This window comes from Lentilactobacillus curieae, from assembly GCF_000785105.2.
Lineage (GTDB): Bacteria > Bacillota > Bacilli > Lactobacillales > Lactobacillaceae > Lentilactobacillus > Lentilactobacillus curieae.
The window spans coordinates 96340-110366 of record NZ_CP018906.1 but is presented as its reverse complement, the minus strand read 5'-3'; the positions used below and the strand labels follow the sequence as shown (position 1 = coordinate 110366).

The following is a 14027-nucleotide window of genomic DNA, read 5'->3' as shown; positions in this document are numbered from 1 at the left end:
AGACAATTTTTAAAATTGCCATTCGGGAGATTTTTTAGTTAGCTTAAACATTAGTAGATGAAAACCTCGTCATCAGTCTTTGAGAACGGATTTTCTTTATCAATGTGATCATAGAACAGAGTTCCATGCAAGTGATCAATTTCGTGTTGGCACACGATGGCGGGGTAGTTCTTTAAACGTAAGTGGTGGTCCTTGCCATCAACATCAGTATATTCAAGCGTAATTCTAGCTGCACGAGGAACGTATCCAGGGATATCTTTATCCACTGAGAGACAACCCTCACCTTCAGTCAGAGCTCCGCGTTGAACTGAATTTGAAACGATAACTGGATTAATAATTACATCTTTGAAAACAGGCTCTTCATTTTCATCCTCAGCAGGTACCATTACTGAAGCCATCATTTTTGAAACCCCAACTTGAGGAGCAGCTAGTCCAACCCCAGCACGGAGACCGTATTTCTCACATAATTCAGGATCTTGACTCACTTCAAGATATTCCATTAAATCATGAGCTAACTTACGATCTTCATCCGAAAGGGGAAAGCTGACCTTTTCAGCTTGTTGCCGTAATACTGGATCTCCATCACGGACGATATCTTTCATAAGAAACAAAGTTAAAACCTCCGAAGTAAAAATTTTCTACAGCTTATTTTAGCGTAAATTTCCAAAAAATACCATGGAGCGTTATCACTAAGCCTTATTAATTTTTTCACAAAGTCGAGAAATGAAAATATAGTGAAACCCGTTTACTACTTTTAAAAGGTAAGCAGTGAAAAAGTTGCTCTAAAGCAGTTGTAAGGGCTTGCAAATTTTCAGAAACAATGCTAAATTTTACTTGTGGTTGTAAAAAGATCGTTTGTGCATCACAAGTCTAGCTTTTTAGGAAAGGAAGTTATTTATATGGCAGCAAAGAGTAAGCAAGTTGTTGACTTTGCCAAGATCAAATCAACAATGAGCGATCCATACAAGAAACCAGTTCAAGTTATCGACGAGAATGGAAAGATAGTTGACCAGGAACTATTCGATACATTCAGCGACGACGAATTAGTTACTTTGATGGAAAAGATGGTTTGGGAACGTACGCTCCATGAACAAACCATGAACTTTTCACGTCAAGGCCGACTTGGTTTCTATGCTCCTACCTACGGGGAAGAAGCTTCAGAAATGGGAATTGCCCATGCAATGCAGAAGCAAGATTACCTATTTCCGGCATACCGTGACTTACCACAATTGATCCAACATGGTGCAACTGTTGAACAAGGATACCTATGGTCCAAGGGACACTACTTAGCAAACCAATATAATCCAGAAGGAACACGTTCATTATTCCCTCAAATTATTATTGGTGCTCAGTACGTACAAACTGCAGGAGCAGCTCTTGGTATCAAGAAGAACGGGGAAGAGAACACAGTTGCTTATGCATTTACTGGTGATGGTGGAACATCTCAAGGTGATTTTTATGAAGGAATCAACTTTGCGAGTGCCTTCCAAGCACCAGCTGTATTCTTTGTTCAAAACAACGGATTTGCAATTTCCGTACCTCGCCATAAGCAAACTGCAGCTGAAACATTAGCTCAAAAGGGTGTTGCTTCAGGTGTTCCTGCTACACAAGTAGATGGAATGGATATTTTAGCAACCTACCTAGTAGCTAAAGAAGCTCGTGAATTCGCGGCAGCAGGAAATGGCCCAGTTCTGGTTGAAACCTTAACTTACCGTTTCGGTGCCCACAGTTCAGCCGGTGATGATCCTAGTCGTTACCGTACTAAAGATGAAGAAAAACCATGGTTCGATCGTGACCCATTAATTCGTTTAAGAAAGGTTCTTACTGATAAGAAACTTTGGGATCAAGCTAAAGAAGACGGACTTGTTGAACAATACAAGGGTGAATTTAAGGAAGCTATGAAGAATGCCGAAGCCGCACCAGAACAAAAGGTTACCGACTTCTTGAAGACAACCTTTGAAACCCCAACTCCAAACGTTCAACGCGACATTGAAAAATACGAAGCAAAGGAGTCGAAGTAATCATGGCTAAACTAACTTATATTAAAGCAATTACCGAAGGATTAGATCAAGTTTTACAAGACGACCCAAAGACTCTTATTTTCGGTGAAGACGTTGGTAAAAACGGAGGAGTTTTCAGAACTACTGATGGACTCCAAGCAAAACATGGTGAAGACCGTGTGTTTGATACACCATTAGCTGAATCAGGAATCTTAGGTTTAGCAATTGGGTTGGCAGTTACTGGTTGGAGACCAATTCCAGAAATTCAATTTATGGGATTTACATTTGAAGCAGTTGATTCAATTGTTGGTCAAATGTCTCGTAACCGTTTCCGTTTCAACGGTAAGATGTCAATGCCAATTACAATTAGAACACCATTTGGTGGTGGTACACATACCGCTGAACTTCACGGTGATTCTATGGAAAACATTTTTACTGGAGTTCCAGGACTTAGAGTGGTTACCCCTTCAAACCCATATGATGCTAAAGGATTGATTATTTCAGCTGTTGAAAACAACGATCCAGTGTTATTTATGGAAAACTTGAAGTTATACCGTTCAATGAAAGACGAAATTCCTGAAGGTAAGTACACTGTTCCGCTAGACAAAGCAAATGTAGTTCGTGAAGGTAAAGATATTACCATCGTGGCTTACAGTGCTGAGGTTAACGAATCATTGAAGGTTGCCGAAAAGCTAGAAAAAGAAAACATTTCAGTTGAAGTAATTGACCTTCGCTCACTTTCTCCAATTGATACTGATACCATCTTCGCATCAGTTGAAAAAACTCATAAGGTCGTTCTAGTTCAAGAAGCACAGAAAATGGCTGGAGTTGGCGCCCAGGTCGCTTCTGAAATTGCTGAAAACAAGATTATGTCACTTGATGCACCTATTGGTAGAGTTGCAGCACCCGACAGTGTCTTCCCATTTGCAATGGCTGAAAACGACTGGCTACCAAATGCAGACGATATCGAAGAAAAAGTACGTGAAATCTTGAATTACTAATTCTAAATAAGAAAGGAAGTTTGACCCTATGGCTTACAAGTTTAAACTCCCAGAGCTAGGAGAAGGAATGGCCGAAGGTGAAGTTGCTACTTGGCTAGTTAAACCAGGTGACACCGTTAAAGAAGATGATCCTTTAGTTGAAATTCAAAACGATAAATCAGTTTCTGAATTGCCTTCACCAGTTGCAGGTACAATCAAAGAAATTCAAAAACAAGAGGGGGAAACTGCAGAGATCGGTGACGTTTTAGTTGTTATCGACGACGGTTCTGCTGACACCGGCGATGATGAGGCTCCAGCCGCTTCAGCTGAACAAGCAGCTCCAGCCGCTGAGGCAAGTCCAGCTCCAGCAGCTGATGCAGCACCCGCACCTGCAGCAAGCAGTGCAATTCCTGCCGCTGCGGATCCAAATAAGCTGGTTCTCGCAATGCCTTCAGTTCGTCAATATGCTCGTGACAAAGGAATTGATATTTCAGTTGTTCCTGCTACTGGAAACCATGGCCAAGTTACGAAGGCTGATATTGATGGATTTAATGGCGGTGCTGCCCCAGCTGCTGCAGCTGCTCCTACACAAGCTGCTGCCCCTGCCACATCAGGCGACAAGCCAGCAGGCGCTCCAATTCAACCATACTCATCTTCAGCACCTGAACTTGAAACTCGTGAAAAGATGTCAATGACCAGAAAAGCGATTGCTAAGCAAATGCGCTTATCTAAGGATATTGCTCCTCACGTTACATCATTTGATGATGTTGAAGTCACAGCTTTGATGGCCAACCGTAAGCGCTACAAAGAAATGGCAAAGGATCGTGATATTCACTTAACATTCTTGCCATACGTTGTTAAAGCATTGGTTGCCGTTATGAAAGCTTATCCAGAATTGAATGCATCAATCGATGACACTACCCAAGAAGTTGTTTACAAGCACTACTACAACGTTGGTATTGCAACTAACACTGAACATGGACTTTACGTTCCAAACGTTAAGAATGCAGATTCAAAGGGTATGTTTGAAATTGCTAAGGAAATTACTGAAAACACCCAAGCTGCATATGACAATAAGTTGTCTGCAGACAAGATGAGCGGTGGTTCAATCACAATTAGTAACGTTGGTTCAATTGGTGGTGGCTGGTTCACTCCAGTTATCAATTATCCTGAAGTTGCAATTTTGGGTGTTGGTAAAATTGCCAAGGAACCATATGTTGATGACGATGGTGAAATTAAAGTCGGCAACATGTTGAAGCTATCATTAAGTTACGATCACCGTTTAATTGATGGTGCATTGGCTCAAAACGCTCTAAACATGTTGAACAAATTGCTTCATGATCCAGATATGCTATTGATGGAAGGATGATTGAATAATGGCTGATGCTGAAAAGAAAGAAACGGTTATTATCGGAGCTGGACCTGGTGGCTATGTTGCTGCCATTCGGGCTTCCGAACTTGGCCAAAAAGTTACGTTGATTGAAAGATCAGATACACTTGGCGGTGTATGTCTAAATGTTGGCTGTGTTCCTTCAAAAGCATTGATTGCTGCTGGACATCACCTGCAAGAAGCTAATGATTCCAGTGAATATGGAATTACAAGCAAGGGTGCTACAATTGATTTTTCAAAAACTCAAGAATGGAAACAACACGACGTTGTTGACCGGATGACTAATGGTGTTTCGATGTTACTTAAGAAGCACAAAGTTGAAGTTATTCAAGGTGAAGCTGTTTTGGACAGTGATACTCGTTTACGGGTTATGCCTGTAGGTCCTCGCCAATTTATGGATAATAACAATGGTCAAGTGATCGATTTTGATAACTTGATCATCGCAAGTGGTTCACATCCAATTGAAATTCCTGGTTTCAAATTTGAGGGCAGGGTAATTGACTCAACTGGTGGTTTGAACTTGCCAGAAGTTCCCAAAGAATTTGTAGTTATCGGTGGTGGTTACGTTGGTACTGAACTTGCCGGAGCATACGCAAATCTAGGAGCTCACGTAACAATCATTGAAGGAACTGATTCGATTCTTGCTGGCTTTACCAAGGATATGGTAGCTGTCGTCTTGAAACAGTTAAAAGCAAAGGGTGTCGATGTGATTACCGGTGCTAAGGCTAAATCTTCAGCACAAGATGACAAGAGCGTTACTGTTACCTATGAAGCCGATGGTAAGGAAGCAACTATTACTGCAGATTACTGCATGGTTACAGTTGGTCGTAAACCAAATACTGACGAGCTTGGCTTGGAATACACTAAGGTCGAATTAGATGACCGTGGATTAGTTAAAACAGATGAACAGGGTAGAACCGCATCAGAGCACATCTTTGCAATTGGAGATATTGCTTCAGGTCCAGCTCTTGCTCACAAGGCATTCTTCCAAGGAAAGGTCGCTGCTGGTGCAATTGCTGGTAACAAGACTGCTAACGACTACATTGGCGTACCTGCAGTTTGCTTCTCTGACCCAGAACTAGCGGTTGTTGGGTTAACTGAAGCACAAGCAAAGGACCAAGGACTAGAAGTAAAGACGGCTAAATTCCCATTTGCTGGTAATGCTAGGGCTGTTTCTCTTTATGAAGCTGACGGATTTGTTCGTTTGATTTTCACAAAGGATGAAGGAACAGTACTTGGTGGGGAAGTTGTTGGCCCTGGTGCAAGTGACTTGATTGCTGAACTTAGTTTGGCAGTAAATGGGCGCATGAACGTTGAAGATATTTCATTAACGATTCATCCACACCCAACTTTGAGCGAACCAATTCAAGAAGCTGCAGACATTGCTCTTGGATTCCCAACTCACGTTTAATACCAAGAAAAATTAATACCAATCAAAAAAACTCGAAAAGTCATTTGGCTTTCCGAGTTTTTTATTTACAAGTTTGTGAAATTCCTTTTGTATATTCATAAGGTAGCTTATAATTAAATTAATAAAATTTTGGAGAGTACAAAATGGCAGAAAATTATGAATACCCTTTAATTGAAGGAATAAGTGTTTCTGAAATTTCTGATTTAATTGCTTTTTATAACGCTGTAGAAGCTGCCTACGAAACTAATCGGGGAATTGCCCGAGATGATTTTAAAATGGCTTACGATCGGTTTAGGGACATTGTGCCGGCAAAATCAGAGCAGCGCCAACTACAAAAGAAGTTTGCTGAGGCATCTGGATTTGAAGCATATACCGTAATTAAGCAATTCGAACAGACTGATGCAAAATTCATTAAAGTTGGTGACGATAATGAATAGTGATGAATTAAAGGACACCGTGAAGGTTGTTAGAAACTGGCTGGTTGAAGCTCGGGATAATGTATTAAGAAAAATTGATTCCAGGCTAAAAGTCGACACCAAAAGTGGTAGAAGTGATTTGGTAACTAACATTGACCGGGCGAACGAACAGTTTTTCGTTAGTAAGATTCGCCAATTTGATCCAGAAGCGAAAATTCTAGGAGAAGAAGGTTTTGGTGACCAAGTTGACAACATTGATGGCAGGATATGGATTGTTGATCCAATTGACGGCACGATGAACTTTGTCAAACAGCGAAACCACTTTGCCATGATGATTAGCCTTTATATCGATGGTCAAGGAGTTTTGGGGTTCATTATGGATGTGATCAATAATGAATTGCTTTACGGCGGGCCAGAATACGGGGTTTATTTAAATTCCACTAAAATTGATGAAGTGAAAAATACCAATTTAAGTGACGGATTAATCGGCTTAAGTGGGCCACTTGTCATTAATGATAATTTTCATATGCAAGACATTGCCCAGACTTCGTTAGGAATGAGAATCTATGGCAGTGCAGGTATAGACATGATTTCTGTTTTTAAGGGTGAGTTAATCGGATATATTTCCTATTTAAAGCCTTGGGATTTTGGTGCTGGAAAAATCTTTGCTGAAACATTAGGACTTAAGATGACAACTATTGACGGACAACAATTGGGTGTGTTATCATCAAAACCGGTATTATTAGCGACAGAAAATGCACATCGAGACATTCTTACGATAGTAAAGAAGTAGTCATACTGTGACGATTGTCACAGTTTTTTTATGCTAATATTTGTTGAAAATGAACTTATTGATTTTACAAACGAAGGGGAGCAACCGAACTTGAAAACAAGAGACGATATTCGTAACATTGCAATTATTGCCCACGTTGACCACGGTAAGACAACTTTAGTTAACGAATTACTTAAACAATCAGATACACTAGAAGAACACGTTCAAATTGAAGACCGTGCCATGGATACTAATGATATTGAAAAGGAACGTGGAATCACTATCCTTTCAAAGAACACCGCTGTTCGTTACAACGGTAAGCAAATCAATATCTTGGACACACCAGGACATGCTGACTTCGGTGGTGAAGTAGAGCGTATCATGCGAATGGTTGATGGTGTATTGCTAGTTGTTGATGCTTTTGAAGGTACTATGCCACAAACTCGTTTTGTGCTTAAAAAAGCTCTTGAACAACATTTGACACCAGTCGTTGTTATTAACAAGATCGACCGTGAGGGTGCTCGCCCTGAAGAAGTAGTGGATGAAGTTCTTGATCTATTTATCGAACTTGGTGCTGACGAAGAACAATTGGATTTCCCAGTTATTTACGCTTCAGCAATGAATGGTACATCAAGTTATGATTCAGATCTTAGCACCCAAGAACACACAATGAAGCCAATCTTTGACACTATTGTTAAGGATATTCCAGCTCCAATTGACAACTCTGACGAACCACTTCAATTCCAAGTTGCTTTATTGGATTACAACGATTTCGTTGGCCGTGTTGGTATTGGTCGTGTATTCCGTGGAAAGATCAAGGTTGGCGATAGTGTTACTGTTATGAAGCTTGACGGTACTACACAAAACTTCCGCGTTACTAAGCTTATGGGATTCTTTGGTCTCAAGCGTCTTGACATTGACGAAGCAAAAGCTGGTGACTTAATCGCCGTTTCAGGAATGGATGAAATCAGTGTTGGTGAAACTGTAACTGACCCAGCTCATCCAGAAGAATTGCCAGTGCTTAGAATTGACGAACCAACTCTACAAATGACATTTGGTACTAATACATCACCATTTGCAGGTCAAGATGGTAAGTTTGTTACTGCTCGTCAATTGGAAGATCGTTTGAAACGTGAGTTGCATACTGATGTTTCACTTAGAGTTGAAGATACTGACAATCCAGGTGCTTGGACCGTTTCAGGTCGTGGTGAACTTCACCTTTCAATTTTGATTGAAAACCTTCGTCGTGAAGGATATGAACTACAAGCATCACGTCCAGAAGTTATCTACAAGACGATTGATAATGTTCTTAGCGAACCTTTTGAATCAGTTCAAATCGATACTCCAGAAGAATATTCTGGTTCAATCATTGATACTCTTTCACAACGTAAAGCAGAAATGCAAAACATGGAAAGTGTTGGTAATGGCCAAACTCGTTTGACATTCCTTGCACCTTCTAGAGGTTTGATCGGATACTCAACTGAATTCCTCTCACTTACACGTGGATACGGAATCATGAACCATACTTTCGAAAAGTATATGCCAGTTATTAAGAACTGGAACCCAGGTCGTCAAAAGGGTACTTTGGTTTCAATGAACTCAGGTAAGGCAACAACTTACGCAATGATGGGTATTGAAAGCCGTGGTACTTTACTTATCGATCCAGGTACTGAAGTATACGAAGGAATGGTTGTTGGCCAAAATAACCGTGAAAACGATATTACCGTAAACATCACTAAAGGTAAGAACTTAACTAACGTTCGTGCCGCTGGTTCAGATGATATGGCTAGAATCAAGACACCAACTCATTTATCACTTGAAGAATCACTTGAATTCATCAACGAGGATGAATTGTGTGAAATTACACCTAACTTTGTTCGTTTACGTAAGCGTTTATTGAACACCAACGAACGTGAGAAGGCTGCAAAGCGTAGAAAACATCAATAATCATTTGATTTATGATTAAAAATAAAATGCCGCTGACAATTTGTCGGCGGCATTTTTTTACATAATTCCCTGGATTATCATAAGTTTAGAAATTGCTATAAGTGGTATATGATATAATTGTTCGTATTGAGATTGAATAAATAGGCTAGGTGTGGGAACAGAATATGAATCGTTTAAAAAACTTAGATTACTATATTTTCTTACCATATGTAATTATGTGTGCGGTGGGAATCATTATGGTATATTCAGCGAGTGCAAATATCGGGGCGCAAAATGGTGGCTCACCACTAAGTTACCTGATCAAACAAAGTTTGTTTGTGGGGATTAGTTTGGTGATTGTGGTTACCATGATTGCGGTAAATATCAACAAATTAAAAAATAAAAAGCTGTTGTCGACTATTGAAATTTTATTTATGTTAGTTTTGTTAGGCTTACTTTTAGTTGGAACAACTATCAATGGTGCAGCTGGGTGGATTAGATTAGGACCAATTAACATTCAACCTGCTGAATTTGTTAAGTTCTTCTTGATAATTAGGGTGGCAAATACGATTGACACTCATCAAGATGAGTTGACTGGCAGTTTTGTTGATTGGCTTGCAACCATGAGAGGAACCTTCATTAGAATTGGCATAATCATTCTTTTGATTCTGCTACAACCGGACTCAGGGGGGGCAGCGATTAACTTCATTATTTTCTTTATCCTCTTGATTACTAGTGGAATGCCATTTAAACGGGCAATGATTTCTCTTGGAGGATTGATTGCGTTAATTATTGTTGGGGTCAGATTTGTGTTGATTCCACTTTCACATACTAGTTTGGCAGAGCATTCGTACCAGATACAACGAATCGTGGCCTTCACAGATCCCTTTAGCCACGCTCAAGGAGCGGGGCAACAACTTGTTAATTCGTATTATGCAATTAGTAATGGCGGCCTTTTAGGGGTTGGACTGGGTAACAGTATTCAAAAGACTGGTTACTTACCAGAACCAAACACGGATTTCATTATGTCAGTATTGACTGAAGAACTTGGGGTGATCACTGCTCTTGCAATTATGGGATTGCTTACCTTGATTGTTGCTAGGACAGTTTTAATTGGAATCAGGAGTGATGATACTTTCCAGAGTTTGATATGCTATGGAGTCGCTGCCTATTTAACTGTGCAAACATTGTTCAATATTGGTGGAGTCGTTGGGGCTTTACCCATCACTGGAGTGACTTTCCCGTTTATTAGTTACGGTGGGTCAAGTATCTTAACCCTATCGTTTTGTATCGGTATTGTATTAAATATTAGTGCGCGGCAACGCCAAACACGGCTAGCAGAAAACAAGTGATGAATTAGGAGGTTGTGCTTTGAATTTTTCATTAGCAAGTAGAGTTGAATTAATTGTATATCTCCATTCACCTAGGCAAGTTAGAAGCTTAAACTCGTTTGGAAAAGTGGTTTATTTTTCAAAAAGGTTGCGGTATGCTTTGTTGTACGTTGATGTGGCAGATAAAGATGAAGTAGTAGCAAAACTAAATGCAAAGCATTTTGTTAAAGAAGTGATTGAATCACGCCAGGTGGAATTGCGTGATAATGCATTAAAATCACTTTCTGGGAAAACTGAAATAGAGGATGATTCAGAAGAATGAGAATTATTTCTGGTAAGTATGGTGGAATCAGACTTAACCCTGTTAAAGGTGATAAAACCAGACCAACTACCGATAAATTAAAAGAAGCAATCTTCAGCATGACTGGCCCTTACTTTGATGGTGGGGTGTTCCTAGACATGTTTGCCGGTTCGGGTGCGGTAGGGATGGAGGCAGTATCCAGGGGAATGGATCGTGCCGTGTTGATTGATCGTTCTCGACAAGCGATTGATACCATCAACGAAAATTTAGCTAAGTTACACGATGACAGTTTTGACGTTATTAGGGGCAATTCATTTAGCATCTTGGATGACCTTGCCGCTAAAAACACTAAGTTTGATATGGTCTTCATCGATCCTCCCTATAAGCAGCAAAAAATCATGCAGGTTTTAGATCAATTAATAGATAAAGAGTTGTTAAGTGACGCCGCAGTTGTAATTGCTGAAACAGATAATACAGTTGAACTTCCAGCAAATTATCGTGAATTTAATGAACTAAAACGGAAAAACTATGGTTTAACTAATTTGGTAATTTATAAATACGAAGGAGAACTCGAATGATAAAAACCGCAGTTTACGCTGGCAGTTTTGATCCAATTACGCTAGGTCACGTTGACGTAATTAAGCGAGCAGCTAAGCTATTTGATAAAGTGCTTGTTGTGGTTAGCATTAATACCAGCAAACACACGTTATTTACAATCGACGAACGGGTTGATATTGTTAAGGGAGCATTAGCTGACTTGACCAACGTTTCCGTCACTAAATCTGAAGAATTGACTGTAAATTTTGCAATTAAGCATCAGGCTAATTTCTTGGTCCGAGGTGTCCGGGGAAGCGCCGATATTGATAGTGAAATTTCAATTTCTGATTTGAACGAGCAACTAGCAAGTAACATCCAGACTATCTTTTTGCCAACAAGTCCTAACTACCGGGCTCTTTCATCGACGATGATCAAGGAAATTGCAAGATTCAATGGCGATATTACCAAAATGGTTCCGGAAAATGTAGCGACCGCTCTCCGGGCCAAATTCGAATAAGGAAGTTTCTTCATTTATGAAAAAAGCATCTTCAAAGCGATTTATAATCAGCTTGGTGGTATTGATTCTAGTGATTTTAGGGATTACCATACCACTGCCACAATACATAGAGGGGCCTGGAGAGGCATTTAACCTTGGTAAGGTAGTTTCTATTAAAAACCATCCAGACGACCATAAAGGGCAGTTTCTATTGACATCAGTGGGAATCGCAAGGGCGCGCCCCTTCACTTACCTTTATGCAAAGTTGGCACCCCATTACTCCATCGAATCTGATGACGCAGTAACCTCTGGCCAAAATGAAACTGAGTATAATAAAGTTCAAAATTTTTATATGCAAAGCTCAATTGGAGAGGCGATTTACACTGCCTACAAGCATGCTCATAAGCAAGTTACTCGGAAATATCGGGGCATATATGTGTTAAACGTGTCGAAAAAATCAAAATTTAAAGATGCGTTAAAAGTGGGTGACGTAGTCTCGAAGGTAGACAATCACTCATTCAAGACCTCTAATGGCTTTGTTAACTATGTTAAGAAGCAAAAAGTTGGTCAAAAACTAACGGTTCAGTTTATTAGAAATAAGCGAACCCACAAGATTACAAGAAAACTGATTAAGATTGCCAAGAATCGTCCTGGCATTGGGATTACTTTAACTGATGATGTGAAGGTTAAGACTGAAACCCCGATTAAGGTTAATCCTGGCCAAGTTGGGGGACCCTCTGGTGGCCTAATGTTTTCACTTCAAATCTATTCTCAGCTAACTAACCAAGATTTGCGGCACGGCAATAAGGTTGCGGGTACCGGAACCATTAATGGAGATGGGTATGTTGGTGAAATTGGCGGAATTGATAAGAAGATCATCACAGCAAAACGAGCTGGTGCTAAAGTATTCCTTGCCCCTTATGTTAAGCCTTCAAAAGAAATCCTAAAGTTGGAGCCTGGACATAAAACGAACTATGAAGTAGCGAAGCAAACAGCTAAAAAGTATGCACCTAAAATGAAAGTCGTACCGATTTCTACTTTTTCTCAAGCAATATCATATTTAAAAAATAATTAGAGTTGGAATTTTTCCAGCTCTTTTTTCGTATCTAAAGATTGAGAAAGGGGTGAATGTGATGGATAGGATCAAGGAATTTATTGAAGATCACTTGTATCAAACAATCGGCGGCCTTGCTTTAGTCAGTGCAATTCTTCTGCTGGGATTGGTTTTTGCAGTTCATGGTAACACTCAGTCAGAAACTTCAATGCAAAGTGATATTGTCGGTTCAGCAGACAGTTCTACCAATTTATCAACTAATGAACAATCAAGCTCGGCTGATGAAAAAACAGAGACGAGTTCACAACGAACCACCAACTTGTCTTCAGGCGGTCACAAACAAATTTATGTGGACGTAAAGGGAGCGGTTCGAAATCCTGGCGTTTATCAAGTTAATCCCAATATGCGAATTTGTGATGCAGTTGATCTAGCAGGTGGGTTTAACAAGTCTGCGGACAAGAAGCAAGTTAACTTAGCTCAACGACTTTCTGATCAGCAAGTGGTTTACATTCCGATTCGTGGTGAAATCAAGGGAAATCAGTTTAAGGCAGGAGCTGGTGCACCAGCAAATCCCAACCAATCGGAGGAAGTCACTGCAGCGAATGACGATGGCAGTTCTACCACCGATAGCGAATCCGGGGGCAACCAAATTAATTTGAACACTGCTGACAAAACTAAGTTGCAAGAACTCACCGGAATCGGTGAGAAAAAGGCGGATCAGATCATTGCATACAGAAAAGAACATGGAGATTTTAAGAAGATTGAAGATTTAAAAGAGGTTCCCGGATTTGGCGATAAAACATTTGCAAATTTAAAGTCGTCAATTTGCGTATAACGTGAGATAATTTTAAGCGATATAAATTTCTTGGAAGGTGAACGGAATGGATAACCGAATCAAATGGGATCAATATTTTATGACCCAAGCAGTTTTATTAGCTTCACGGAGTACATGTGAGCGTCTATCTGTTGGCGCGGTGTTAGTGCGAGATAAACGGATTATTGCTGGAGGATACAACGGTTCAGTAGCAGGTGATGCTCACTGTATCGATGAAGGCTGCTACCTTGTTGATGGTCATTGTGTTAGAACGATTCACGCCGAGATGAACGCAATTTTGCAATGTGCAAAGTTTGGTGAGCGGACTGACGGTGCAGAAGTCTACGTCACTGATTTTCCTTGCCTACAATGTACTAAGATGTTGTTACAAGCAGGAATAAAAAAGATTAACTATCTACGTAACTACCACAATGATGAGTATGCTCAAAAATTAATCAAACTTAAAAACATTGAGCTGAATAAAATTGAATTAACTCATGAAGACCTAACCAAAATTCCGTTTGACTCCTATTTGTCTGATTAATAATTAAGAGACTATGGATATTTATTGCAATTCTATTAGTTTGCCTCAGCGCCTT

General features: G+C 40.0%; 15 protein-coding genes. 14 read left to right on the top strand and 1 reads right to left on the bottom strand.

What is annotated here, in order from left to right:
- Window positions 1–50: 50 nt before the first annotated feature.
- Window positions 51–611: a peptide deformylase gene (gene def, locus PL11_RS00620; RefSeq protein WP_035168512.1), complete on the bottom strand. Its 561-nt coding sequence runs from the start codon at window positions 609–611 to the stop codon at window positions 51–53.
- A gap of 288 nt (window positions 612–899) precedes the next feature.
- On the opposite strand from def, the gene pdhA reads away from it, so the two are divergent.
- The 14 genes from pdhA (at window position 900) to PL11_RS00550 (ending at window position 13972) form a co-directional block, all read left to right on the top strand.
- A complete protein-coding gene (gene pdhA, locus PL11_RS00615; RefSeq protein ID WP_035168510.1) occupies window positions 900–2021 on the top strand; it encodes a pyruvate dehydrogenase (acetyl-transferring) E1 component subunit alpha in 1122 nt (373 codons plus the stop codon).
- A gap of 2 nt (window positions 2022–2023) precedes the next feature.
- On the top strand, window positions 2024–3001 hold the full coding sequence (locus PL11_RS00610) for an alpha-ketoacid dehydrogenase subunit beta (RefSeq protein WP_035168508.1): 978 nt from the start codon (window positions 2024–2026) through the stop codon (window positions 2999–3001).
- 28 nt (window positions 3002–3029) lie between these two features.
- Window positions 3030–4349, top strand: a complete 1320-nt coding sequence (locus PL11_RS00605) for a 2-oxo acid dehydrogenase subunit E2 (protein WP_035168505.1) — start codon at window positions 3030–3032, stop codon at window positions 4347–4349.
- A 7-nt stretch (window positions 4350–4356) separates the two neighbouring features.
- Window positions 4357–5781: a dihydrolipoyl dehydrogenase gene (lpdA, locus tag PL11_RS00600; protein ID WP_035168503.1), complete on the top strand. Its 1425-nt coding sequence runs from the start codon at window positions 4357–4359 to the stop codon at window positions 5779–5781.
- Between the two features lie 143 nt (window positions 5782–5924).
- Window positions 5925–6218, top strand: a complete 294-nt coding sequence (locus PL11_RS00595) for a UPF0223 family protein (RefSeq protein WP_035168500.1) — start codon at window positions 5925–5927, stop codon at window positions 6216–6218.
- Complete coding sequence (locus tag PL11_RS00590) at window positions 6211–6990, top strand: inositol monophosphatase family protein (RefSeq protein WP_035168498.1); 780 nt, start codon at window positions 6211–6213, stop codon at window positions 6988–6990. The genes PL11_RS00595 and PL11_RS00590 overlap by 8 nt, the downstream gene beginning before the upstream one ends.
- A gap of 90 nt (window positions 6991–7080) precedes the next feature.
- Window positions 7081–8916, top strand: a complete 1836-nt coding sequence (gene typA / locus PL11_RS00585) for a translational GTPase TypA (RefSeq protein ID WP_035168623.1) — start codon at window positions 7081–7083, stop codon at window positions 8914–8916.
- 164 nt (window positions 8917–9080) lie between these two features.
- Window positions 9081–10247, top strand: coding sequence for an FtsW/RodA/SpoVE family cell cycle protein (locus tag PL11_RS00580; protein ID WP_035168496.1), 1167 nt, complete (start codon window positions 9081–9083; stop codon window positions 10245–10247).
- 19 nt (window positions 10248–10266) lie between these two features.
- Window positions 10267–10548 (top strand): DUF2129 domain-containing protein, encoded by a 282-nt coding sequence (locus PL11_RS00575; protein ID WP_035168494.1) that lies wholly within the window; start codon window positions 10267–10269, stop codon window positions 10546–10548.
- On the top strand, window positions 10545–11105 hold the full coding sequence (gene rsmD, locus PL11_RS00570) for a 16S rRNA (guanine(966)-N(2))-methyltransferase RsmD (protein ID WP_035168492.1): 561 nt from the start codon (window positions 10545–10547) through the stop codon (window positions 11103–11105). The genes PL11_RS00575 and rsmD overlap by 4 nt, the downstream gene beginning before the upstream one ends.
- Window positions 11102–11581, top strand: a complete 480-nt coding sequence (gene coaD, locus PL11_RS00565) for a pantetheine-phosphate adenylyltransferase (protein WP_035168490.1) — start codon at window positions 11102–11104, stop codon at window positions 11579–11581. The genes rsmD and coaD overlap by 4 nt, the downstream gene beginning before the upstream one ends.
- A 16-nt stretch (window positions 11582–11597) precedes the next feature.
- Window positions 11598–12635 (top strand): SepM family pheromone-processing serine protease, encoded by a 1038-nt coding sequence (locus PL11_RS00560; RefSeq protein ID WP_035168488.1) that lies wholly within the window; start codon window positions 11598–11600, stop codon window positions 12633–12635.
- 58 nt (window positions 12636–12693) lie between these two features.
- On the top strand, window positions 12694–13449 hold the full coding sequence (locus PL11_RS00555) for a helix-hairpin-helix domain-containing protein (RefSeq protein ID WP_035168486.1): 756 nt from the start codon (window positions 12694–12696) through the stop codon (window positions 13447–13449).
- 46 nt (window positions 13450–13495) lie between these two features.
- Window positions 13496–13972, top strand: coding sequence for a ComE operon protein 2 (locus PL11_RS00550; RefSeq protein WP_035168484.1), 477 nt, complete (start codon window positions 13496–13498; stop codon window positions 13970–13972).
- Window positions 13973–14027: the final 55 nt, after the last annotated feature.